Genomic DNA, 22,894 nt, shown 5'->3' on the forward strand with positions numbered 1-22,894 from the left:
TTCGGGGGATTGAAGCAGAGACGAGCGGAAAACTCATCTTACAACCCGGAAACCTGTACCGGTCCCGGTTCAGGCCCGGACGGCGATCATCAGAGATAGTGGTTGGGGTGGCAAACCGGGAGTGCCTGCGACCATGCGGTCGATCACAGTGCCCCGTCGGTGTCCTCACCTTGTCGTCATCACCTTGAGCGTCGATCCGCCTTCCGCGGCCGGCTTTCGCGCTCGGCTATATCGCCCGATTGCGGCTTCGGCTGCGCGGTGCCCTGTGCCGAGGTCGGAAAGCCATGCTCCTGCGCCCAGCGGTACAGTTCGTCGAACACCGGCTTGAGCGCCTTGGCCGACGGCGTCATCTCGTACTCGACCCGTGGCGGCACCTCGGGATAGACCGTGCGCTTGACGAGGCCGTTGGCCTCGAGATCGCGCAGCTGCGTGGTCAGCATGTGCTGGGTCACGCCGGGGATCGACTGGCGCAACTCGCCGAACCGCCGCTTGCGCTCGACCAGTTGCCAGAGAATGTCGCCCTTCCATTTCCCGGCCAGCACCGACAGCGCGCGATGGAATTGCGCCGACAAGTCGCCGTTGCAGGGCTCGGACGCCGCCGGAGGCTCGGGAGGCTCAATAGTCAGTTTTTTCATACTACCTCACAAAAAGCATCCTACTTGTTCTTTTCATCTTACTCCCGAATTTAGACCACCGAAAGCCGCGGCCAGCCGCGGATCGGTCGGGTGGCCGCGCGGTCCGGCCTTACGAACAACTCGGGAGTCATCAATGTCAGTTGCAGTTGCCGCGGCGCCGTCGCGCTGGAAGTCCATCAGCCTCTGGGTCGTCAGGGGACTGCTCGCTTTGGCCTTTGCCGCCGCGGGCGCCGCCAAGCTCTACGGCGTGCCGATGCTGGTCGAGGAATTCGAGCATATCGGGCTCGGTCAGTGGTTCCGCTATTTCACCGGATCGCTCGAGCTGCTCGGCGCGGTCCTGATCCTGCTGCCCCCGGTCGCGGCGTTCGGCGGCGTGCTGCTCAGCTGCATCATGGTCGGCGCCACCATTACGCATCTGTTCGTGATCGGCGGCACGCCGGTGCCCGCTCTGGTGCTGCTGACATTGAGCGCGATCGTCGCCTACGCCAAGCGCAGCCAGTTCGCCCTGCTAGCGAGCGCGCCGTGAGGTGAGCGCGATGCGCGTCTCTCACCTCAAGCTGGCGGTCGTGACCGGGCTGGTGCTGGCCTTCGCGTGCCGTTCGCCGCGACGATGCTGCTCACCGGTTCGGTCGCGGCTGTCTCGAAACCCGAGCCCAAGAAACCTGAGTTCAGCAAGCCGGAGCCGCGCATGCACCGCCTGGTGCTGCCGATCAACAGCGACGACCCGACCACGATGCGGGCGCTGATCTCGACCGCGCTCAACCTCCCGAGATATTATCGGGAGCGCAACGAGCCGTTCGAGATCGAGGTCGTCGCCTACAATGCCGGCGTCCACATGCTGCGGGCCGATACCTCGCCGGTGAAGGACCTGCTCCGGATGGTGCGGGGGCTCACGCCGGACATCCGCTTCGTGGTCTGCGAAGCCACCAAGCTCGGCATGGAGCGCGCCGAGGGGCATCCGCTGGTGTTGCTCGATCATGTCGACCTGGTGCCGAACGGGCCCGGACGCATCATCGAATTGCAGGAAGCCGGCTGGTCCTACATCCGGTCCTGAGCGATATGGCCATCAAGCCAAGCGGAGAACTTGTCATGACGTCAGCTCACGCACCGACGCGCCGCGCGGTCGTTGCCGGCATGATCGGCGTCGGCGCCTCGCTCGCAATGCCCGCCGGAGTGCGCGCAGCGTCGGGACCGCCGCAATTCGGCACCATCCGGCACCAGTTCACGCAGGTCGAAGGCGCCCGCCCGGTGCCGCCGGTCGCGATCCCGGCGCTCGCCGGCGGCGCGCTCGATCTCACCGCGTTCAAAGGCAAGATGGTGCTGGTGAACTTCTGGGCCACCTGGTGCGCGGCGTGCCGGACCGAGCTGCCGATGCTGGACCGCCTTGCCGCCAGCGGCCGCAGCGATCTCGTCGTTGTCGCTGTCAGCACCGATCGCAACCGCGCGCCGGTCGCGTCCTACGTCAAGCAGCTCAAGCTGCGCCATCTCGCGATCGGCTTCGATCCGGGCGGTCTCGTCTCGCGCGTCGACGCCGCCGAGGTCGACACGCCGTTCGCGCTCTACGGCATGCCGATCTCATTTTTGATCGGCATCACCGGCCAGGTGGAAGGCTACATGACGGGAGAGGCGGACTGGCTGTCCGCCGACGCGAGCGGGCTGTTCGATTATTATGCGGGCGTCCGCTGAGATGACGAAGCCCGGATGAAGCGCAGCGAAATCCGGGAAGACACGCTCCTGCGGTGGCGCCGGTCCCGGATTGCGCTGCGCTTCATCCGGGCTACGGCCTCTGTAATTGCGACGCCAGCCTAACCCCTAGGGCAATTTGTCATACCCCTCCGACAGGCCGTTCAGGCTGAGCGGAAAGCCGATCCCTTCTTCCGGGGTCTCGAAGATGATGAAGGTCGCGGTCTTGGCGTTCTTGAGCTGGCCGAGCAGCTTGTCGTCCATCACCACCTCGGCGACGCAGCCATTGGGCAGGCAGCGGACGAAACCGGCGCGGCCGACGTCCTGATTGTCGAGCTTGAGGCCGAGGCCGGAGGGCAGCAGCACGCCGAGCGGGGCGACCACGCGCATCAGGCGGCTCTTCTGGTCGGCGGTCTTCAGCACGATCACGGTCAAGCCGGCGTTGGAGCGGTCTTCCGCTACCACGCTCTGGATCAGCGCGCATTGCTCGGCCTGGGCGCCGGGCGGGGTGTCGCAGCGGATCTGCCAGTCGCCGTGGACCGAGCGCACCGCGCCTTGCGCGTTCGCGGGCTGGGTCAGGCCAAGAGAAAGGCCGAGAGAAAGGCCAAGGCAAAGGGCCAGAATCGCGAGGCCGCCGAGCCGGCTGGCCATCGTCAAACGAGTGTTCGAAGCGCCCATCCGGGTCGATCCTTATAGATGTTCGGTCGGTCCGGCCGTCCGGCCGCCGGTAGCACGCGCGCCATGATGCGCTTCCCGGAGCGAATCATGATCTCATCTTCTTGTTTGAGCATGATCTTTCGGAAGACCAGTCTCCACTTTTCCGGATCATGCTCAGGCGTCGACTGATACCGCAATGACGGCGCCTTGAAGGCGATCTTGAAGCCATTCTCGCGCCGGATTGGGGCAGCCCGCAGCGAATCAGGTTCCTGTGCGCTGCCCTGTCTGTGGGTACATCCGGTAATCCCCCTGTCAACTGCATGCGGCGTCGTTTCGGCGACTTTCGCTTGATTTTGCGGGAAAAATCGCAAGCGGCAGCTTCATCGCAGGCGCATGGCTTTCGGCCCCACTACTGCATTGCGAGCGCCGGAGAATTATGGTTTGAGAGGCTGGATTTCGACGCGTTCTAGCGATCTGGCTCCCGTACCCACCTTGACTCAGAGACGGGTATGTCCGGAAGGCCGTTTGTCAGGGCGGATCGTGCTGCATTTTCGGCCGCATGCCGGGGGTGCTTTGGGGAATAATGCAAGGGAGCGCGAGCGGCATGAAGATGTCGATTGGCCGGTTGGGCAGGCAATTGCTGGGGTTGGCGGTGGCGGGTGTGGCGTCTGTCGCTGCGGGGTCTGCCTTCGCCGAAATGGGGCAGCCGGCGCCGTGGGAGCACACGCTGCAGGAAGGCGCGACCCCGGTGATGGAAAACATCATCTGGTTTCATAATTTCCTGCTGGTGCTGATCACCCTGATCACGCTGTTCGTACTCGCGCTGCTCATCATCGTGGTGGTGAAGTTCAACGCCAGGGCCAACCCGGTCCCCTCGAGGACCACCCACAACACCCTGATCGAGGTGGCCTGGACGCTGATCCCGGTGCTGATCCTGGTCGGCATCGCGGTGCCGTCGTTCCGCCTGCTGTTCCTGGAGCTCGACGTGCCGAAGCCGGACCTCACGGTGAAGGTCACCGGCAAGCAGTGGTACTGGTCCTACGCCTACCCGGACAACGGCAAGTTCGAGTTCGACTCGCTGCTCGACAAGGACAAGCAGCCGCGCCTGCTCGGCGTCGACAACGAGATGGTGGTCCCGGTCAACAAGGTGGTGCGGATCCAGACCACCGGCGCCGACGTGATCCATTCCTTCGCGGTGCCGGCCTTCGGCGTGAAGATCGACTCGATCCCCGGCCGCCTCAACGAGAGCTGGTTCAAGGCCACCAAGACCGGCGTGTTCTACGGCCAGTGCTCGGAACTGTGCGGCAAGGACCATGCCTTCATGCCGATCGCGGTGCGGGTCGTCAGCGACCAGGAATTCGCGACCTGGGTTGAAGGCGCGAAGAAGAAGTTTGCGACCAACCCGGCGAATTCCTACGCCTCGGCTGGTCAGGCGGCGCAGTAAGCCTCGCGGCTTACGGCGCGGATGGACAAGGGCGACGGGACCGCAAGGTCCAAGAGGGACTGCAAGGCAGGATTTTGAACATGGCGACAGGCGCAGCGACACACGACGATCACGCCCATGATGATCACGCCCACCATCCGACCGGATGGCGGCGTTATCTCTACTCCACGAACCACAAGGACATCGGTACGATGTACCTGGTCTTTGCGGTGATCGCGGGCATCATCGGCGCGGCGATGTCGATCGCGATCCGCGCCGAGTTGATGTATCCGGGCGTCCAGATATTCCACGAGACGCACACCTATAACGTGTTCGTGACCTCGCACGGTCTGATCATGATCTTCTTCATGGTCATGCCGGCGATGATCGGCGGCTTCGGCAACTGGATGGTGCCGCTGATGATCGGCGCGCCGGACATGGCGTTCCCGCGCATGAACAACATCTCGTTCTGGCTGCTGCCGGCCTCGTTCGCGCTGCTGCTGATGTCCACCTTCGTCGAGGGTGAGCCGGGCGCCAACGGCGTCGGCGCAGGCTGGACCATGTACGCGCCGCTGTCGACCTCCGGCCATCCGGGTCCTGCGGTCGACTTCGCGATCCTCTCGCTCCATCTCGCGGGTGCCTCGTCGATCCTCGGCGCCATCAACTTCATCACCACGATCTTCAACATGCGCGCGCCGGGTATGACCCTGCACAAGATGCCGCTGTTCGTGTGGTCGATCCTGGTCACCGTGTTCCTGCTGCTGCTGTCGCTGCCGGTGCTCGCCGGTGCGATCACCATGCTGCTGACCGACCGCAATTTCGGCACCACGTTCTTTGCGGCCGACGGCGGTGGCGACCCGGTGCTGTTCCAGCATCTGTTCTGGTTCTTCGGTCACCCCGAAGTGTACATCCTGATCTTGCCTGCCTTCGGCATGATCAGCCAGATCGTCTCCACCTTCTCGCGAAAGCCCGTGTTCGGCTATCTCGGCATGGCCTACGCCATGGTCGCGATCGGCGGCATCGGCTTCGTGGTGTGGGCGCACCACATGTACACCGTCGGCATGTCCTCGGCGACGCAGGCCTATTTCGTCGCCGCCACGATGGTGATCGCGGTGCCGACCGGCGTGAAGATCTTCTCGTGGATCGCCACGATGTGGGGCGGCTCGATCGAGTTCAAGGCGCCGATGATCTGGGCGATCGGCTTCATCTTCCTGTTCACCGTCGGCGGCGTCACCGGCGTCGTGCTGGCCAATGCCGGCGTCGACCGCGTGCTGCAGGACACCTACTACGTGGTGGCGCACTTCCACTACGTGCTGTCGCTCGGCGCCGTGTTCGGCATCTTCGCCGGCTGGTACTACTGGTTCCCGAAGATGTTCGGCTACATGTACTCGGAGCGCATCGCCAAGCTGCACTTCTGGTTCACCTTCGTCGGCGTCAACCTGGTGTTCTTCCCGCAGCACTTCCTCGGCCTGTCGGGCATGCCGCGCCGCTATGTCGACTATCCGGATGCGTTCGCCGGCTGGAATCTGATCTCGTCCTGGGGCTCCTACATCTCGGGCATCGGCGTCCTGATCTTCATCTACGGCGTGATCGATGCCTTCGTCCGCAAGGAGCAGGCCGCGAACAATCCGTGGGGTGCTGGTGCGACCACGCTGGAGTGGACGCTGACCTCGCCGCCGCCGTTCCACCAGTTCGAAGTGCTGCCCCGCGTGCAGTAAGTCCACGACAACGCGGCGCACTTAAGGGTGCGCCGCGCCTTTTGAGAGAAGCGAGATCTGATCTTGTCGGTTGTCGATCACAACGCCATCGAGCTGCCTCGGATCTCCGAGGCCGAAGTGGGCGACTACATCGCGCTGTTGAAGCCGCGCGTGATGTCGCTGGTGATCTTCACCGCGCTGGTCGGGCTGATGATTGCGCCAGTGCACGTGCATCCGGTGCTGGCATTCACCTCGATCCTGTGCATCGCGGTCGGCGCCGGCGCTTCCGGCGCGCTCAACATGGCCTATGAGGGCGACGTCGACGCACTGATGACGCGCACCGCCAACCGGCCGATCCCGCGCGGCCGCATCACGCAGACCGAGGCGGCCGCGTTCGGCATCACGCTCGCCTTCTTCTCGGTGATGACGCTCGGCATTTTGGTCAACTGGGTGGCGGGCGCGCTGCTTGCCTTCACCATCTTCTTCTATGCCGTGATCTACACGATGTGGCTGAAGCGCTGGACCGCGCAGAACATCGTGATCGGCGGCGCCGCCGGTGCCTTGCCGCCGGTGGTGGCGTGGGCCGCCGCGACCGGATCGCTCTCTGTCGAGCCGATCCTGCTGTTCCTGATCATCTTCTTCTGGACCCCGCCGCATTTCTGGGCGCTGGCGCTGTTCCGCAGCGACGATTATGCGCGCGCCGGCATCCCGATGCTGCCGGTCGTCGCCGGACCCGACGCGACCCGGCTGCAGATCCTGCTCTACACCATCGTGCTGGTCGCGATCGCGCTGGCGCCGTGGCCGCTCGGCTATTTCGACGCGATCTACGGCGTCACCTCGCTGGTGCTTGGCGCCGGCATGCTGGGGCTCGCCATCGAGGTCTATCGCCGCCGCGAGGGCACGGCCGCCAACCGCGCCACGCGCCGGCTGTTCGCCTTCTCGATCCTCTATCTGTTCGCGCTGTTTGCCGTCCTGCTCGCCGAGGTCGTGGTCCGCGCGATTGCGCCTGTCTTCATCGGATAGGGAGCCGGGGGGCGAGATGGGGGCGCATGGGATATCAATGGACGAGAAACGCGAACCAGAAGGAATCGTCCTCACGGAGGCGCAGCTTAGGAGCCGCCGCCAGCGCTCGATCGCCATCGCGCTCGCGCTCGGCATCCTGGTCGTGCTGTTCTTCGCCGTCACCCTCGTCAAGGGGCCAGCCGTGCTGGTGCGACCGCTGTGAGTGAGATGGCGAACCAGGGACCGCAGCAGGGTGGGGGCGCCAAGGTCACGCGCCGCACGCTGACGCGCGACGCCGTGGTTGCCTCGATCTGCGGCTTCGTGGTGGTGCTGATGGTCGGCGCGTCCTACGCGGCCGTGCCGTTCTACAACTGGTTCTGCCGCACCACCGGCTTCAACGGCACCACCCAGGTCGCGACCTCGGTGCCTTCGGATGCGCCGCTCGAGCGCACCATTGCGGTCAGCTTCGATTCCAACGTCGCGCCGGGCCTGCCCTGGAAGTTCGAGCCGGAGCAGAACATGATCGACGTCAAGATCGGCCAGGTGGTCACGGTCTACTACACCGTCACCAACCAGTCGGCGCGCTCCACGACCGGCCAGGCGTCCTACAATGTCGCGCCGCTGACGGTCGGCGCCTATTTCCAGAAGATCAACTGCTTCTGCTTCACCGAACAGACCATGGCGCCGGGCGAAAAGCGCGAGATGGCCGTGGTGTTCTATGTCGATCCGGCGCTGGCCAGGGACAGCGAGAACGACACGCTGAAGACGATCACTTTGTCCTACACCTTCTTCCCCGTGCGCGACGCCACGCCGAAGCCCGTGGCGGCCGGCGAGGCGGAGCAGCGCAAGGGCGGCTAGAGCATGATCCGGAAAAGTGGAACCCGGTTTTCCGGGAAGATCATGCTGAAGAGATTGGAATTTGAGATTTAAGACGTGCCTTGCGGCACGCGAATGGAGAGACGGCAATGGCTGAGGCGCAAGTCAAGCATCACGACTATCATCTCGTCGACCCGAGCCCGTGGCCGGTGGTCGGCTCGTTCTCGGCCTTCATCATGGCGTTCGGCGCGATCGGCTGGATGCACCACATGTTCTCCGCGGCTCCGATCGTGTTCGGCGTCGGCACCATCGGCGTGCTCTACACCATGGCGAGCTGGTGGGGCGACGTGATCAAGGAAGCCCAGTACAAGGGCGACCACACCCGCGTGGTGCAGATCAGCCACCGCTACGGCATGATCCTGTTCATCGCCTCCGAGGTGATGTTCTTCGTCGCCTGGTTCTGGGCCTTCTTCAACTCGGCGCTGTTCCCGGCCGACGCGGTGCACGCCACGCGCGACGCGGTGTTTGGTTGCGGCGCCGGCACGGCGATGGGCGCCTGCTCGGTGCCGGGCACCTGGCCGCCGAAGGGCATCGAGACCTTCGATCCCTGGCATCTGCCGCTGCTCAACACGCTGCTGCTCCTGACCTCGGGCACCACCGTCACCTGGGCGCACCATGCGCTGCTGGAGAACGACCGTCAGGGCCTCAAGCAGGGCCTGATCCTCACCGTTATCCTCGGTGCCCTTTTCACCTGCGTGCAGGCCTATGAGTACGCCCATGCGACGTTCTCGTTCGGCGGCAACGTCTATGGCGCGACCTTCTTCATGGCGACCGGGTTCCACGGTTTCCACGTGCTGGTCGGCACTATCTTCCTGCTGGTCTGCCTGATCCGCGCCTATGCCGGCCACTTCACGCCGAAGCAGCACCTCGGCTTCGAGTTTGCCGCCTGGTACTGGCACTTCGTCGACGTGGTCTGGCTGTTCCTGTTCATCTGCATCTACGTCTGGGGCCACGGCGCCGAGACGATGGCCCACGGCGCACACTAATCGCCGGCCGACGTGCTAAGAGGGGGCGGCCGAATGGCCGCCCCTTTGCTTTTGAAGAGAACAGATGACCGATACCCCCCCGACTGTGACCGAGAGCGCACTGCGCGGCATCGCCTGCCGCTGCCCGCGCTGCGGCAAGGGTAAGCTCTATTCCGGCTTCCTGACGCTGGCGCCGCGCTGCCAAGCTTGCGGCCTCGACTTCGCCTTCATCGATTCCGGCGACGGGCCGGCGATCTTCGTCATCATGCTGGCGGGCGCCATCGTGGTCGCGGCGGCGCTGATTGTCGAGGTGAAATACCAGCCGCCGTTCTGGGTGCATGCCGCGCTGTGGCTGCCGTTGATCCTGGTTACCACGATCCTGCCGCTACGATCGATGAAGGCACTTCTGATCGCGCTGCAATTCCACCACAAGGCCGCCGAAGGCCAATTGATCGAGCGCGACCCGAAATGAATGATGTGACGACGCGCCGGCCGAGCGCGGCCGGCTTCGGCATTTTCACGTTGATCCTTATCGCGGTGTTTATCGCCCTCGGCTTCTGGCAATTGCAGCGCCGGGTCGAGAAGCATGCGCTGATCGCGGCACTCGACGCGCGGCTGGCTGCCCCGACCGAGGCGCTGCCGCCGCCGTCGGCATGGCCGAAGCTGACCTCCGCCAAGGATGAGTTCCGCCGCGTCACCCTGACCGCGACCTATGCGAAGCAGCCGGACGCGATGGTGTTCAGCTCCGGCTCCGCGGTGCGCGACGACATTTCGGGTCCCGGCACCTGGGCCTTGCTGCCGGCGAAGCTCGCGAGCGGCGAGACCGTCGTGATCAACGCCGGCTTTGTCCAGAACACGATGCAGGATCGCGCTTTCGAGGATCGCGTGGTCGGCCGCCTCGTCACCGGCGCGCCGGTTGAACTGACCGGCTATATCCGCTTTCCCGAGCCGCCGGGCCGGCTGACGCCGAAGGAAGATCTACCGAAGCGGCTGTGGTTCGTGCGCGATCATCGCGCGATGGCGCAGGCGCTCGGCTGGGGCCAAGGTGGTGCTCAGGTCGCGCCGTTCTACATCGACCTCGAGGCGCCGGTGCCCGACAGCGGCACGCCGAAGCCCGGACCGCTCAAGGTGCGGCTCAAGGACGACCACATGCAATACGCCATCACCTGGTTCTCGCTGGCTGCTGCAGTCACGATCGCCTTCGGCCTGTGGTGGCGCGGGCACCGGCGGCGCGCCTCTGGTCGAACCTAGAGCCTTTTTCGTTCCGATGGCATCGGAGCGGGGCTCTAGATTCTTATTTTGACGCGTATTCTTGATGCGAACCAGTATCCACTTCGCTCGGAAACGCTTTAGTCGCTCATGGTTTGATTGGCCTGCGAAGGGGACTTCGCGGTGAACAATCAGGGTGTGCCATGGAGAAAAACGGCGGCGGGCCAATCGTTGTCCTGGACTATGACCCCAACTGGCCGGTCATGTTCGAGACGGAGTGCGCGAGGATCAAGCATGCGCTTGGCTCGCTGGCCTTGGCCATCGAGCATGTCGGAAGCACTGCGATTCCGGGATTGCCGTCGAAGCCGATCATCGACCTGATGGTCGGTGTCCCCAGCCTGGCGGAGGCACGGGAGCGCTGCATCGAGCCGATCGAGGTGCTCGGCTACAACTACATACCAGAATACGCGGCGTGGCTGCCTGGCGAGTTGTTCTTCCGCAAGGGCCCTCCGGGGCCGTGGACCCATCATCTGCATGTGATGGAACCATCCAATCCGCGCTGGGAAACGCTGCTGGTGTTTCGCGACTATCTTCGCGCGCACATCGAGGCGGCCCGCGCCTACGCGGATATCAAGAAGGCCCTTGCTGCCTCCTCAAGAGAGGACATCGCGGCCTATCGCAACGGCAAAACTCATTTCGTCGAGGAGACGACCGCGAAGGCCCGCGCGTGGCGCGCGGAGTTGTTCGGTTGATAGTGCGGCCTTGCGACGTCTGAATTCCGCCCTAGCACATCCATGTCCGCGCCGGGGATCAATGACCCATGGGGGCGGGGCCGCCGAGCTTGACCTTGCCAAGGTCAGCGCCAGCGGGATCGCCGACAGCGCGATCAGCATCAGCACCCAGAACGCATCCATGTAGGACAGGAACGAGGCCTGGGTCTGCACCTGTTGCCCGATCCACTGGATCGCCTGTTGATGCGCCTGCGCCAGCGAGTTGCCCTGGGCGACGAAGAAGTCGGTGATCTGGTGCAGCCTCTCCTGGTATTGCGGGCTTGACGGCGTCAATCGCCACCTCTGAAGAGGAAGCGCGTTGCCACAGGGCGACCCACCGGCACAGGATCAGGTCGTAAGCCCCGCCTCGGGTTCGCGGGGGGCGACCTTTTGCGTACCTTTGCGCAGCCTGGCGAACCGCCGCGTCATTCCGTCGAGATAGATGTACACGACCGGTGTCGTGAACAGCGTCATCAGCTGCGAGACGATCAGCCCGCCGACGATGGCAAAGCCGAGCGGCTGGCGCAGCTCCGATCCAGTGCCGGTGCCGATCATCAGCGGGACGCCGCCGAGCATCGCGCACATCGTCGTCATCAGGATCGGGCGGAAGCGCGCCTTGCAGGCCATATACACCGATTGCTCCGCCGAGAGATGCTGATGGCGCTCGGCCTCCAGCGCGAAATCGATCAGCATGATGCCGTTCTTCTGCACGATGCCGATCAAGAGGATGATGCCGATCAGGCCGATCACGTCGAGCCCGAAGCCGAAGGCCCACAGCGCGAGCAGCGCGCCGAGCCCGGCGGACGGCAGCGTCGAGAGGATCGTGACCGGATGGATCGTGCTCTCATAGAGCATGCCGAGGATCAGGTAGACCGCGACCACCGCGGCGAGGATCAGGATCGGCGTCGACGCCAGCGCTGCCTGGAACGCCTGCGCATTGCCCTGGAAGCTGGTGACCACGGTCGACGGCACGTTGAGGTCGGCGGTCGCCTTCTGGACGGCTGCGACCGCGGTGCCCACCGCCGTGCCCGGCGGCAGGTTGAAGCTCAGCGTGACCGACGGAAACTGGCTCTGGTGGTTCACGGCGAGCGGCGCGGTGCCGTAGTCGATGCTTGCGATCTGGCTCAACGGCACCATCGTCCCCGCGGACGAGCGGATGTAGATGCGGTTGAGCGCATAGGGGCCGAGCTGGAACGACGGATCGACCTCGAGGATCACGTAGTAGGTGTTGAGCGTCGTGAACAGCTGGGCGACGTGACGCTGGCCGAAGGAGTCATAGAGCGTATTGTCCACCGCCGCCGGATCGATGCCGAGTCGGGAGGCCGCGTCGCGGTCGATCTGCAGCTTGAGCTGACGCGCGGTGTTGGCCTGGTCGGTCGCGACGTCGGCCAGCTCGGGTAGCGTCTTTAGCTTCTGATACAGCTTGCCGGCCCACAGATTGAGCTCGTCCTGGTTCACGTCGGTGAGGGTGAACTGATACTGCGTCTTGGACAGGCGGCTGGCGAGATTGATGTCCTGCGTCGCCTGCATGAACACCGACATGCCCTTGATCTTCTGTAGCGCGGTGTCGAGCTGCCGGATCACCTGATCGGCGGAGGCATTGCGCTCACTTCGCGGCTTCAGCAGCACGAACAGGCGGCCGTTGTTCTCGGTCACGGTCGGGCCGCCCGGTCCGATATAGCCAGTCGCATTGGCGACGGCGGGGTTCGTGGAAATGACGTCGATGACGCTGCGTTGCAGCGCCGCCATCTGTGCCGGCGAGATATCGGCCGAGGCCTCCGTGATGCCGGTGATCATGCCGGTGTCCTGCTGTGGGAAGAAGCCCTTGGGGATGCCGACGAACAAGAGGCCGGTCACCACGACGCTCGCCAGCATGATCGACAGCGTCGTCGCCTTGTGGCGTAGCGCCACAGCCAGCACGGCCTCGTAGCCTGCCTGGATCGCGCCGAAGCCGCGCTCCAGCGCGCGCGAGACCACTCCGGCCTCGGTGCCCTGGTGCGGCGACAGCAGATAGGCGCACATCATCGGCGTCAGCGTCACCGAGACGATCACCGACACCACGATGGCTACGCACACCGTGACGGCGAACTCCTGGAACATGCGGCCGATCACCCCGCCCATCAGCAGCAGCGGAATGAACACCGCGATCAGCGAGACCGAGATCGAAATGATCGTAAAGCCGATCTCGCCGGCGCCCTTCAGGGCAGCCTGCATCGGAGAGAGGCCTTCCTCGATATGGCGCGAGATGTTCTCGATCATCACGATGGCGTCGTCGACGACGAAGCCGACCGCGATCGACAGCCCCATCAGCGACAAATTGTCGAGGCTGTAGTTGAGCAGATACATCACGCCGAAGGTGCCGATCAGTGAGATCGGGACCGAGACCGCGGGGATGATGGTCGCCCACAGATTGCGCAGGAACAGGAAGATTACGCCGACCACCAGCGCGATGGTCAGCACCAGGGTGAACTGCACGTCGGCGACGCTGGCGCGGATGGTCTGCGTACGGTCGGAGGCGATCTGGACCTTGATGTCGGACGGCAGGCTCGACACCAGCTGCGGCAGCAGCTTCTTGATGCCGTCGACCGTGCTGATCACATTGGCGCCAGGCTGGCGTTGGATCGCGAGGACAACGGCGGGCTTGTCGTTGTACCAGCCGTGCAGGGTGATGTCCTCGGCCGCCACCACGGCATGCCCGATGTCGCGCAAACGGACCGGCGCGCCGTTGCGATAGGCGATGATCAGATCGTCATACTTGCTCGCGACCAGCACCTGGTCGTTGGTGGCGAGCGTATAGGCTTGCTGGCTGCCGTAGAGCTCGCCCTTGGGCTGGTTCACGGTGATATTGCCGAGCGTAGCGCGCAATTGCTCGAGATCGAGCCCCGCGGCGGCGAGCTTGGCAGGATTGAGCTGGACCCGGATCGAGGGCTTCTGCATGCCGCCGATGGTGACGAGCGAGACGCCGGGCACCTGCGACAATTTCTGCGCCAGGATGCTGTCGGCATAGTCGTCGACCTTGGTCAGTGGCTCGGTGTCCGACATCAGTGCGATCAGCAGCACCGGTACGTCGGCCGGATTGACCTTGTGGAAGGTCGGCGGCGACGGCATGGTCTTGGGCAATTGCCCCGATGCCGCATCGATCGCGGTCTGCACGTCCTGCGCGGCCGCATCGACGCTGCGGTTCAGCGCGAATTGCAGCGTGATCTGGGTATTGCCGACCCCGCTGCTCGAGCTCATGCCGGTGAGGCCCGCGATCTGACCGAATTGCCGCTCCAGCGGCGTCGCGACCGAGGACGCCATGGTCTGCGGATCGGCGCCGGGCAGTTGCGCGGTGACCTGGATGGTCGGGGTATCCACCGTCGGCAGCGCCGAGACCGGCAGCCGCACGAAGGCGATCATGCCGACCAGCACGATGGCGATGGCCAGGAAGGCGGTGGCGACGGGCTTGCGGATAAAACCTGCGGAGATGTTCATGGCAGCATGCCTGCGCTTGCGGTGGTTGCGTCCTGGACCTGGTCCTTGCCGTCATCGGGCACAATCTCGACCGTCGTCCCCGGATTGAGCCGGTACTGGCCTGCGGTGACGACGGTCTCCTTGGCCGCGAGGCCCTGTTCGATCAGCACCTGCCCGTCGCGCGATTGCCCGGTCGTGACATTGCGGATGCTGACGACGTTGTTCGGGCCGACCACATAGGCGAAGCTGCCGTCCGGTCCCTGGCGTACCGCCGTCAGCGGCACCGTGAGCGCATTGTGGCGAACCGCGATCGTCAGATGGACGTTGACGAAGCTGCCGGGCCACAGCGTCTTGCCCGCATTGGGAAACGATGCCTTCAGCTGCACCGTGCCGGTCGAGCTGTCGACCTGGTTGTTGATCAGCATCAGGCTGCCGTGGTCGAGCCTGTGCTTGTTCTGTGCGTCATAAACGTCGACCGATGAGTCGCCGTTTGCCAGCGCCTGCTGCACGCCGGGGATGTCGCCGGACGGCAGCGTGAAGATCACCGCGATCGGCTGCAGCTGGGTGAGGACCACGAGCCCGTTGGTGTCGGTCGGGTGCACGATATTGCCGGGATCGATGCGGCGGATGCCGGTGATGCCGTCGAACGGCGCCGTGATCGTGGCGTAGCTCAGCTGGGTCTGCGCGGCTTCCAGCGCCGCTTTGTCGAGCGCGACGGTGCCTTCGCCCTGCGCGACCTGAGAGTCCTGGGTATCGAGCAATTGCTGGGTCGCGAAGCCGCGATTGGCGAGCGGCTGCGTTCGCGCCAGATTGGTCCGCGCGTTCTTCAGGCTCGCCTGGTCGCGCGCCAACGCGGCCTCGGCCTGGTCGACCTGGGCCTCATAGACCCGCGGATCAATTCTGGCGAGCACATCGCCGCGTTTGACCTGCTTGCCCTCGACGAAATCGACGCTGTCGAGCGTGCCCTGCACCTGGGTACGGATGGTGGCGGTGTTGATCGGCGTCACGGTGCCGAGGCCTTCGAGCACGATCGGCACGTCATGCTGCAGCACCCTCGCCGCCGTTACCGGAACGGCGGATGTTGTGGTGGTCGACTGGACCGCCGGTGCATGGTCCGTTGCTCCGTCCGGTCGATGCACGGCGTAGGCGGCGGCGCCGATTGCGGCGGCGGCCACGAGGCTCGCGGCCGTGATCCTGAAGGTCCTCGATCTCATGGGTCACCAGCTCCATCGGTTGTCCGGCGGCCGATCGTTGCGACCAGCTCCAGGACGAAGGTTTCGGTTGCGCTCGCTGCGGCCGCCTCGGCCCCGTGGCCGGCGGCTAGGTCGAGGTGGATGATGCGTGCGTCGAGATCGGCGGCGCGCAGTGCGCCGATCAGGCTGCCTTGCGGCGCATCGTCGTTGTGGTGCACGACGAGTCGGATCGCGGTTACCGTCGGCAAGATGGGAAGGGGCAGCGCGTCGGAGGCGGCGTCGATCGCGACAATGCCGCCGCAGGGCAATTCACCCCGCAGCGCCAGCTCGAGCATGCGTCGTGCGAGCGGACCCTCGCCGAGCAGGATCAGCTGCCGCGCGATCATGCCGACGCGATCGAGCGCGGCGGCAACGCCGGTCAGGATGCCGGCATAGCTGGTTTCGCGGAGCTCGATCGGCAGCCACGTCGCAAGCGGCGTGAGCCGGCGCCAGCGCGCGAAGGTTTCGGGCACGGCGATCGATGCGGTATCAGGGGCACCGAGGACGCCGACCAGCACGCGTGCGGTGGCGCGACGGGGCCGGGCTGCGATGGTGCTGTGCGGGCTTTCGGACATGTCCGGAAGCTGGGCCCTGGCCTGATATTATTCAAATGAATTGTCTTTATCTACTAATTCACATTGTGCATGATGGCGGCATGCGGATGCGCAATCTCGACCTCAATCTCCTCTTGGTGTTCGACGCCGTGATGCGCGAGCGCAGCGTGGTGCGCGCGGCCGGTGCGCTTGCCATCAGCCAGCCCGCCGTAAGCCACGCGCTGAACCGGCTGCGTCATGCGCTGAAAGACCAGCTATTTGTCCGTACACCGTCCGGCATGCTGCCGACGCCGCGGGCGGAAGCGCTCGCGTTGCCGGTCCGCAAGGCGCTCAACGAGCTGCAACTCGCGGTCGAGGGGGATCGCTTCGATCCGGCGCAGGCGGAGCGGCGCTTCGCCATTGCCGTCAACAATTATGCCGCGGTGGTCGCGGCCGGCGCGATCATCGCGGCGGTGCGCGCGCAGGCGCCCAAGGTGCGGCTGACACTGGTGCCGAGCGGGACGCTCGATCTAGCCGACCGGCTCGACCGCGGCGAGCTCGATCTAGCGATCGCCGCCCGCGCGCTGGAGAGCGAGCGCTTCGCTTCCCGCCGGTTGATCGAGGATCGCTTCGTGGCGGTGCTGCGGGCCGGTCACCCGGCCTTGCGCAAGAAGCTGACCGGCGAGGCGCTGGTCGAGCTGCCGCACCTTGCGATCACCTCCAGTGGCGAGAACCTGGATTTCATCGACGTCTGGCTGCAGACACGCAAGGCGAGCCGCACCATCGCTTCCGACGTGCCGTATCTGTCCGCCGGCGCGGTCCTGGTGCAATCGAACATGGTCGCGATTCTCGGGCGCAAGCTCGCGCTTGAATTCCGCCGCGCTTATCCGATCGAGATGCGGGAGCTGCCGTTCGATGCATCGAAGCTGCAGAGTATCATGAGCTGGCATCGCCGCTTCGACGATCTGCCGGCGCACCGCTGGCTGCGGGACACGATCGTTGCCGCAACGCGCGGCATTTGATCGTCATCGAGATGCCCGCGCCGATCCGCGGCGCGGGGTCTCGCGTCCGATCTCCGCAGGCGTTAGTGGCCGACGGGAGCGGGGCCGCCGAGCTTGACCTTGCGCAAGGTCAGCGCCAGCGGGATCGCCGACAGCGCGATCAGCATCAGCACCCAGAACGCGTCCATGTAGGACAGGAACGAGGCCTGGGTCTGCACCTGCTGGCCGATCCACTGGATCGCCTGTTGATGTGCCTGCGCCAGCGAACTGCCCTGGGCGACGAAGAAGTCGGTGATCTGGTGCAGCGTGTCCTGGTATTGCGGGCTGGACGGCGTCACCTGCTCGACCAGCCGGCTCTGGTGGAATTGCTGACGATGCGTCAGCACGTTGGACACGATCGAGACGCCGATCGAGCCGCCGGTGTTGCGCGCGGCGTTGATCAGTGCGGAGGCCTGGTCGGTCTTGTCGGGCGGAATGCCGTCATAGGATGCCGCCATGATCGGCACGAAGATGAGCGGCAGGCCGACGCCGATCAGCATGCGCGAGCGCGCCATGAACCAGAAGCCGAGATCGCCATAGACGTTGGTCATGCTGTACATCGAGGCGGCGATCACCAGCGCGCCGGCAACGATCAGATATTTCGGCTGCACCCGGGCGGCGAGCCGGCCGACCGCGAACATCATCATCATGGTGACCACGCCGCCGGGCGAGAGCACGAGGCCGGCCCAGGTCGCGGTGTAGCCGAAATCCTGCTGCACCAGCTGCGGCAAGAATTGCGTGGTGGCGAGCAGGATGGCGCCGGTCGCCAGCATCACCAGGAAGCAGGCGCCGAACTGCCGGGTTGCGACCATGCGCAGGTCGATCATCGGATTGCGCCGGGTCATCTCCCACGGGATCATCAGCACGAACGCCGTGGCGCAGATCACAGCAAAGGTGATGATGAAGGGCGAGGCGAACCAGTCGTCCTCGAGGCCGCGATCGAGCGCCACCTCGAGCGCACCGAGGAAGGTCGCGACCAGCGCGAAGCCGATGAAGTCGAACGTGTTGCCGCGGGGCTGCGCCCCCTTGGCTTTCACGGTCGCGGGCTCCTGCAGCACGGCGGCGATCAGCGCGATCGCGAACACGCCGACCGGCGCGTTGATCAGGAAGCACCAGTGCCAGGAGAGGTTGTCGGACAGCCAGCCGCCGAGCGTCGGGCCGACCACCGGCGCCACCACGACGGCAATGCCGAATACCGCGAACGCCTGCCCGCGCTTGGCCGGCGGGAACGCGTCGGCGAGAATCGATTGCGCCACCGGCACCATGCCGCCGCCGCCGAGACCCTGCAGGATGCGGAACAGCAGCAGCGCGTTCAGATTGGGCGCGAACCCGCACAGGATCGAGCTGACGGTGAAGATGCCGAGGCAGATCAGGAAGAAGGTCTTGCGCCCGAGCGTGCGGGCGAGAAAGCCGGAGGCGGTCAGGATGATGGCGTTGGACACCAGATAGGTGGTGACCACCCAGGAGGCCTCGTCCTCGCTCACGCCCATGCCGCCTGCGATATAGGGCAGCGCGACATTGGCGATGGTGGTGTCGAGTACCTCCATGAAGCTCGCGAGCGCGACCACGATGGCGATCAGCCAGGGATTGACGGTGACGCCTGGCGCCGGAACGCCTTTGGCGTCGATGGCGGCGACACTCATCACAGCCTCCCAAGATTCAACTTCTCGAGGCGCTCGAGCAGCGACGGCGCGGGATTGATCCGTACCGTCGGCACGACGGACATGCCCGGGCCGAGCGCGACGTCGGCCGGCGGGTTGTCCATCACGATCTTCACCGGCACGCGCTGCACGATCTTGACGTAGTTGCCGGTGGCGTTCTGCGCCGGCAGCAGCGAGAACGCGGTGCCGGAGCCCGGCTGCACGCTCTCGACATGGCCCTGGATGGTGCGTCCGGGATAGGCGTCGATCTTCATCGTCACCTTCTCGCCCGGCCGCATCTTGTCGAGCTGGATCTCCTTGAAGTTCGCTGTGACCCAGGTCTGGTCGGGCACGAACATCGTGAGATTGGTGCCGGCCTGCGCGAACTGGCCGACCGCGGCCGAGAGGTTGACGACGCGGCCCGGCTGCGCGGCGGTGACCGTCGTATAGGACAGATTGAGCCTGGCCTGGTCACGCTGCGCCTCGACCTGGGCGAGGTTCGCGAACGCGCTCTTGCGCTGCGCCTTCAGCGATTCGATCTGGCGCTGCGCGAGGTTGAGCGTCGCCTGCGCGCTCAGCAGCGCAGCCTGCTGCTGATGCAGCTGCGAGGTGAACTGCTCGGAATTCTGCACCGTGCCGTAGCCGGATTGCTCCAGATGCTGGTAGCGCGTCGCCTGCTGCTGGGCGAACACCAGCGCTGCCTGCGCCTGGTCGACCTGGGCCTGGTTGGCCGATATCTGCGCCTGCTGCACGTCGAGCTGCGCATCGACATTCTCGATGTTGGCGCGGGCGGCTGCGACCTGCGCCTCGGCCTGCGCCAGCGCGACGCGATAGTCGCGATCGTCGAGCCGGGCGATCACGTCGCCGGCCGCGACATGCTGGTTGTCGGTGACCGGGACGGCGGTGATGTAGCCGGAGATCTTCGGCGCGAGGGCCGACTGCCGCGCGGCGATGAAGGCGTCGTCGGTGGATTCGAAATGCCCACTATAGTCCATGTAGAGATACCCGCCGCCGATTGCCGCCGCGAGCAGCACGGCGCCGATCGCGGAGACGACCGGACGGCGGCGCAGGAAGCCGCGCTTCGGCGCCGTGCCGGTGACCTCGGGCGGGACGATTGCCGGCGGGGCGGGCTGCTTGTCAGCGGGACGCTCCTGCGCCGGAGCTCGTGTCGTGATCTCCGGCCGCTCCGATGTGACATGGGGCTCATGCGAGGCCGGCGCCGAGGACGCCCCCTCGATGCCCTCATGCCCCGGTTGGTCGCGCTCCAAAACAGTATCTTCGAACATGATGGCTGCTCCTGGCTGATCAGCGAGGTCTACAAGGTCTTCGCGAAAGGGAACGACACCGTTCCGTTCTTCGCGACAAATAATCCCGCTGCGGCGCAGCGTCAACAAGAACGGAACTGTACCGTTCTATTTACAACTAGATGTGATAAGGCTATATGGTTGGATATTGCCGGCCCGACCGGCCCATCGAACCCGGGTCGATGCGATGACCACCAGTACCCTGAAGAAGCCGCGGGCAGCCAAAGCCAGGCCGGTCGAGGTGCGCGCCGGGCGGCCGCCGAAGGAGCTTGCCGGCGAGGTCGATGCGCGGATTCTCGAGGCCGCGCGCAAGGTCTTCCTGCAGCGCGGGTTCGAGGGCACGAGCATCGACGAGATCGCGGAAGCCGCGCGCTCCGGCAAGCGCACCATCTATGCGCGCTTCCGCGACAAGCGGGCGCTGTTCACGGAAGTGGTGACGCGGGACATCCTGTCACGCATCGCCGAGTTCAAGGCCGATCCGCCGGTCGGCGCGACCTTCGAGGAGCGCCTTACCAGCGTTGCCTCGACCTTGCTGCATTGGGGCTTCGATGCCGACCGGATCGGCCTGATGCGGCTGGCCATCGCGGAGGCGCACCGCTTTCCGGATCTCGCCGCCAACGTCAACCGCAGGGCGCGCGCGCTCAGCACCGAACTCGGCATCCACCTGCTGCGCGACCTGACGCAATCCGACGAACTCGGCAAGCTGCCGGCCTTCGCGCCCGAACAGCTGCCGACCACGGCGCGGATGTTTCTCGACATCATCGCGGTGCCGATGCTGCTTCGGGCGCTGTTCGAGGTCGATCTCAAGGCGCTCGATCCCGAGATCGATGCCCATGTCGCGCGCGGCGTCGCGTTTTTCGTCGCCGCGTGCCGGACCGGCTGGGTGGAGAATCCCAAGCCATAGGCGCGGTCAGTCCGGCGTGCGCTCCACGGCGTGACGCAGCCAGACCATGCCGCCTTCCAGCGTCTCGCAATGGGTGAGCCGGAGCGACTGTCCGGCGCCGGGGCGGTCGCCCGCCTCGCCGTGATAGTCGACGATGCTTTGCGATCCGGCGACGCCGTCGACCGCCGGAAAGATCAATGTGCTGAACTCGTCGATCAGACCGTGCTTGAGGAAGGCGCCGTTGATCCCGCCGCCGCCTTCGAGCAGCAGCGTCCTGGCGCCGAACAGTGACGCGAGCTGCGCCATCGCGCCCGGCAGATCGTCGCCCTTCGCGCCGGCAAACAGATAGGACGCACCGTCCTCGCGCAGTTCGGCGAGATGCGCGTCGGACACCTGTTCGCCCAGCACCGCGACGGCGTGATCGCCGCCGACATTGTCCTTGCCGAAATGCACGCGGCCCGACGGATCGATGCCAACGGCAAGCTTGCGACCGTTACGGTTGCCGAGATGCGCCTCGCGCGGCAGCCTCAGTGGGTTGGCGATAGGCCGCTCCGTTCCTTTGGCCATCTCGTTCATGGTGACGCGGCCGATGATCCATCCGTCGGCATCGAAGCCGTCATGAATCCGTTCGTAGTGCGAGCGCAGCACGTCGGCCGGAATCCCGGCGGCGGCCTTGGTGAAGCGGCTGGGATGAAGCCGGCCGTCGATCGACGTGCCCATGTGGCAGATAATGTGGGGGCGCATAGGCTGAACTCTTCGATGGGGGATGACCGCGCCGCAGGGGCGGGTGGGATAGCTTCAGATTTATAGACGCGCAGGCAGGTTCTCAACGCGGATAACGCCGCGCCGTTTCAACTTCGCTTGTTTAATCGAACCAGCCGTGCCGCTTGAACCAGAGCACCGGCAGGATGCCGCTCGCGATGATCGCAGCCCAGGCCAGCGGATAGCCGAACGTCCAGCTCAGCTCCGGCATCGCCTTGAAGTTCATGCCCCAGACCCCGACCAGGATGGTCGGGGGAACGCCGACGACCGACACAATGGTCAGGATCTTGAACAGGTCGTTCTGCTGGATGTTGATGAAGCCGAGCACGGCGTCCAGCAGCAGCTGGATCTTGTCCGACAGCCGGGTCTCGTAGTCGCCGAGCGAGGCGACGTCCTTGGTGACGGCTTCGAGCCGGCGCTTCGCTGCCGATGTGATCCATTCATTGCCGACGTCGTCGGCGAAGCTCGCGACCCGGCCGACGCCGAGCAGCACGTCGCGCGCGTTCGCCAGGCGATCGGCGAGCTCGCCGATGTTCTCCAGCGCCTCGCGCAGCCTGCGGCTGGAGCGCACCGGACGCTTGCTCCGCACCAGGCCGCCCTTGAAGACGCCCCGCGACAGCCTGTCGGTCTTGGCGCCGAGATGCTCCAGCACGTCGGCGCCGCGATCGATCATGGCCTCCAGCAGCGCGGTGAACACGCACATGCCGTTCTGCAGGCTCTTGTCGGTGCCGATCCGCTTCAGGACGTCGTCGAACGTGGTCAGCTGCGCGAACCGCACGGTGACCAGCACCTTTGGGCCGATCACGAAGCCGATATTGGTGATCTCGGCTTCGTTGTTTTCGTCAAGCCGCACCGCCGGCGAGCTCAGATAGAGCCGGTCATGGTCGGTGATCAGGCGGCTCGACGCCTCGATCTCGCCCAACGATCGCTCGGACGGGACGCGGATGTCGAGCACGCACTCGACGAACTGCTTTTCGTCCTCGGTGGGATCGAGCAGATCGATCCAGATGATCTCGGATGGCAATTCCGCGCCGATGCTTCGCCAATCAGAGGTCGCCGACCTGTACAGCTTCAGCAATGATCGGGCTCCATGCATGGTGGGTCGTGCGTCCCACGACAATCGCGAGGAC

General features: G+C 65.3%; 24 protein-coding genes and 1 pseudogene. 15 read left to right on the top strand and 10 right to left on the bottom strand.

Annotated features, from left to right (window positions below; genetic code table 11):
* Positions 1-179: 179 nt before the first annotated feature.
* The gene (locus tag E2I15_RS35430; RefSeq protein WP_137482387.1) at positions 180-635 is read right to left on the bottom strand and encodes a winged helix-turn-helix transcriptional regulator; all 456 of its coding nucleotides are present in this window, start codon (positions 633-635) and stop codon (positions 180-182) included.
* Between the two features lie 133 nt (positions 636-768).
* Here E2I15_RS35430 and E2I15_RS35435 point away from each other — a divergent pair, with 133 nt between their 5' ends.
* The 3 genes from E2I15_RS35435 (at position 769) to E2I15_RS35445 (ending at position 2,321) form a co-directional block, all read left to right on the top strand.
* Positions 769-1,161, top strand: a complete 393-nt coding sequence (locus tag E2I15_RS35435) for a DoxX family protein (protein ID WP_137482388.1) — start codon at positions 769-771, stop codon at positions 1,159-1,161.
* 66 nt (positions 1,162-1,227) lie between these two features.
* The gene (locus E2I15_RS35440) at positions 1,228-1,689 is read left to right on the top strand and encodes a DsrE family protein (protein WP_246668300.1); all 462 of its coding nucleotides are present in this window, start codon (positions 1,228-1,230) and stop codon (positions 1,687-1,689) included.
* Between the two features lie 35 nt (positions 1,690-1,724).
* Positions 1,725-2,321 carry a TlpA family protein disulfide reductase gene (locus tag E2I15_RS35445; protein WP_246668301.1) on the top strand — a complete coding sequence of 199 codons (597 nt, stop codon included), beginning with the start codon at positions 1,725-1,727 and terminating at the stop codon, positions 2,319-2,321.
* 126 nt (positions 2,322-2,447) lie between these two features.
* Here E2I15_RS35445 and E2I15_RS35450 read toward each other — a convergent pair whose 3' ends face one another.
* Both E2I15_RS35450 and E2I15_RS35455 read right to left on the bottom strand, forming a co-directional pair.
* Positions 2,448-2,996 (bottom strand): invasion associated locus B family protein, encoded by a 549-nt coding sequence (locus E2I15_RS35450; RefSeq protein ID WP_137482390.1) that lies wholly within the window; start codon positions 2,994-2,996, stop codon positions 2,448-2,450.
* Entirely contained in the window at positions 2,972-3,346 is a 375-nt protein-coding gene (locus tag E2I15_RS35455) for a hypothetical protein (protein ID WP_137482391.1), read from the bottom strand. The genes E2I15_RS35450 and E2I15_RS35455 overlap by 25 nt, the downstream gene beginning before the upstream one ends.
* A 233-nt stretch (positions 3,347-3,579) precedes the next feature.
* Between E2I15_RS35455 and coxB the strand changes: the two genes are divergently transcribed.
* The 9 genes from coxB (at position 3,580) to E2I15_RS35500 (ending at position 10,899) form a co-directional block, all read left to right on the top strand.
* Entirely contained in the window at positions 3,580-4,419 is an 840-nt protein-coding gene (gene coxB, locus E2I15_RS35460) for a cytochrome c oxidase subunit II (RefSeq protein ID WP_137482392.1), read from the top strand.
* 80 nt (positions 4,420-4,499) lie between these two features.
* On the top strand, positions 4,500-6,116 hold the full coding sequence (ctaD, locus tag E2I15_RS35465; RefSeq protein WP_069280298.1) for a cytochrome c oxidase subunit I: 1,617 nt from the start codon (positions 4,500-4,502) through the stop codon (positions 6,114-6,116).
* A gap of 63 nt (positions 6,117-6,179) precedes the next feature.
* Positions 6,180-7,118, top strand: coding sequence for a heme o synthase (locus E2I15_RS35470; protein WP_018269060.1), 939 nt, complete (start codon positions 6,180-6,182; stop codon positions 7,116-7,118).
* 37 nt (positions 7,119-7,155) lie between these two features.
* Positions 7,156-7,320, top strand: a complete 165-nt coding sequence (locus E2I15_RS35475) for a cytochrome c oxidase system small membrane protein (protein WP_018269059.1) — start codon at positions 7,156-7,158, stop codon at positions 7,318-7,320.
* 5 nt (positions 7,321-7,325) lie between these two features.
* Positions 7,326-7,955 carry a cytochrome c oxidase assembly protein gene (locus tag E2I15_RS35480; protein WP_137482393.1) on the top strand — a complete coding sequence of 210 codons (630 nt, stop codon included), beginning with the start codon at positions 7,326-7,328 and terminating at the stop codon, positions 7,953-7,955.
* A 107-nt stretch (positions 7,956-8,062) separates the two neighbouring features.
* On the top strand, positions 8,063-8,959 hold the full coding sequence (locus tag E2I15_RS35485) for a cytochrome c oxidase subunit 3 (RefSeq protein ID WP_137482394.1): 897 nt from the start codon (positions 8,063-8,065) through the stop codon (positions 8,957-8,959).
* Between the two features lie 64 nt (positions 8,960-9,023).
* Positions 9,024-9,410: a DUF983 domain-containing protein gene (locus tag E2I15_RS35490; protein WP_026191934.1), complete on the top strand. Its 387-nt coding sequence runs from the start codon at positions 9,024-9,026 to the stop codon at positions 9,408-9,410.
* The gene (locus E2I15_RS35495) at positions 9,407-10,189 is read left to right on the top strand and encodes an SURF1 family protein (RefSeq protein ID WP_137482395.1); all 783 of its coding nucleotides are present in this window, start codon (positions 9,407-9,409) and stop codon (positions 10,187-10,189) included. Before E2I15_RS35490 ends, E2I15_RS35495 begins: the two co-directional genes overlap by 4 nt.
* A gap of 161 nt (positions 10,190-10,350) precedes the next feature.
* A complete protein-coding gene (locus tag E2I15_RS35500; RefSeq protein WP_137482396.1) occupies positions 10,351-10,899 on the top strand; it encodes a GrpB family protein in 549 nt (182 codons plus the stop codon).
* Between the two features lie 366 nt (positions 10,900-11,265).
* On the opposite strand, the gene E2I15_RS35505 is transcribed toward E2I15_RS35500, so the two are convergent.
* Genes E2I15_RS35505 through E2I15_RS35515 form a run of 3 tightly spaced genes read right to left on the bottom strand, consistent with a single transcriptional unit; the run spans position 11,266 to position 16,177 of the window.
* On the bottom strand, positions 11,266-14,391 hold the full coding sequence (locus E2I15_RS35505; RefSeq protein WP_137482397.1) for an efflux RND transporter permease subunit: 3,126 nt from the start codon (positions 14,389-14,391) through the stop codon (positions 11,266-11,268).
* Positions 14,388-15,584: an efflux RND transporter periplasmic adaptor subunit gene (locus E2I15_RS35510; RefSeq protein ID WP_155262744.1), complete on the bottom strand. Its 1,197-nt coding sequence runs from the start codon at positions 15,582-15,584 to the stop codon at positions 14,388-14,390. Before E2I15_RS35510 ends, E2I15_RS35505 begins: the two co-directional genes overlap by 4 nt.
* Positions 15,581-16,177 (bottom strand): hypothetical protein, encoded by a 597-nt coding sequence (locus E2I15_RS35515; RefSeq protein ID WP_246668302.1) that lies wholly within the window; start codon positions 16,175-16,177, stop codon positions 15,581-15,583. The genes E2I15_RS35510 and E2I15_RS35515 overlap by 4 nt, the downstream gene beginning before the upstream one ends.
* Before the next feature lie 86 nt (positions 16,178-16,263).
* Here E2I15_RS35515 and E2I15_RS39920 point away from each other — a divergent pair.
* Together E2I15_RS39920 and E2I15_RS35520 are read left to right on the top strand one after the other, a co-directional pair.
* Positions 16,264-16,446: pseudogene (locus tag E2I15_RS39920) on the top strand (LysR family transcriptional regulator); the annotation flags it as partial.
* Positions 16,447-16,494: 48 nt separating this feature from the next.
* Entirely contained in the window at positions 16,495-17,157 is a 663-nt protein-coding gene (locus tag E2I15_RS35520) for a LysR substrate-binding domain-containing protein (RefSeq protein WP_422109878.1), read from the top strand.
* A 62-nt stretch (positions 17,158-17,219) separates the two neighbouring features.
* Here E2I15_RS35520 and E2I15_RS35525 read toward each other — a convergent pair whose 3' ends face one another.
* Both E2I15_RS35525 and E2I15_RS35530 read right to left on the bottom strand, forming a co-directional pair.
* Positions 17,220-18,818: a DHA2 family efflux MFS transporter permease subunit gene (locus E2I15_RS35525; RefSeq protein ID WP_137482399.1), complete on the bottom strand. Its 1,599-nt coding sequence runs from the start codon at positions 18,816-18,818 to the stop codon at positions 17,220-17,222.
* The gene (locus E2I15_RS35530) at positions 18,818-20,083 is read right to left on the bottom strand and encodes an HlyD family secretion protein (protein WP_137482474.1); all 1,266 of its coding nucleotides are present in this window, start codon (positions 20,081-20,083) and stop codon (positions 18,818-18,820) included. The genes E2I15_RS35525 and E2I15_RS35530 overlap by 1 nt, the downstream gene beginning before the upstream one ends.
* Positions 20,084-20,306: 223 nt before the next feature.
* Between E2I15_RS35530 and E2I15_RS35535 the strand changes: the two genes are divergently transcribed.
* Entirely contained in the window at positions 20,307-21,023 is a 717-nt protein-coding gene (locus tag E2I15_RS35535) for a TetR/AcrR family transcriptional regulator (RefSeq protein WP_137482400.1), read from the top strand.
* Between the two features lie 6 nt (positions 21,024-21,029).
* On the opposite strand, the gene E2I15_RS35540 is transcribed toward E2I15_RS35535, so the two are convergent.
* Both E2I15_RS35540 and E2I15_RS35545 read right to left on the bottom strand, forming a co-directional pair.
* Positions 21,030-21,746, bottom strand: a complete 717-nt coding sequence (locus E2I15_RS35540) for a dihydrofolate reductase family protein (protein ID WP_137482401.1) — start codon at positions 21,744-21,746, stop codon at positions 21,030-21,032.
* A gap of 121 nt (positions 21,747-21,867) precedes the next feature.
* Entirely contained in the window at positions 21,868-22,842 is a 975-nt protein-coding gene (locus tag E2I15_RS35545; protein WP_137482402.1) for a magnesium transporter CorA family protein, read from the bottom strand.
* Between the last annotated feature and the right edge of the window lie 52 nt (positions 22,843-22,894).

The sequence above is a fragment of the Bradyrhizobium sp. BR2003 genome, from assembly GCF_009720285.1.
GTDB lineage: Bacteria > Pseudomonadota > Alphaproteobacteria > Rhizobiales > Xanthobacteraceae > Bradyrhizobium > Bradyrhizobium elkanii.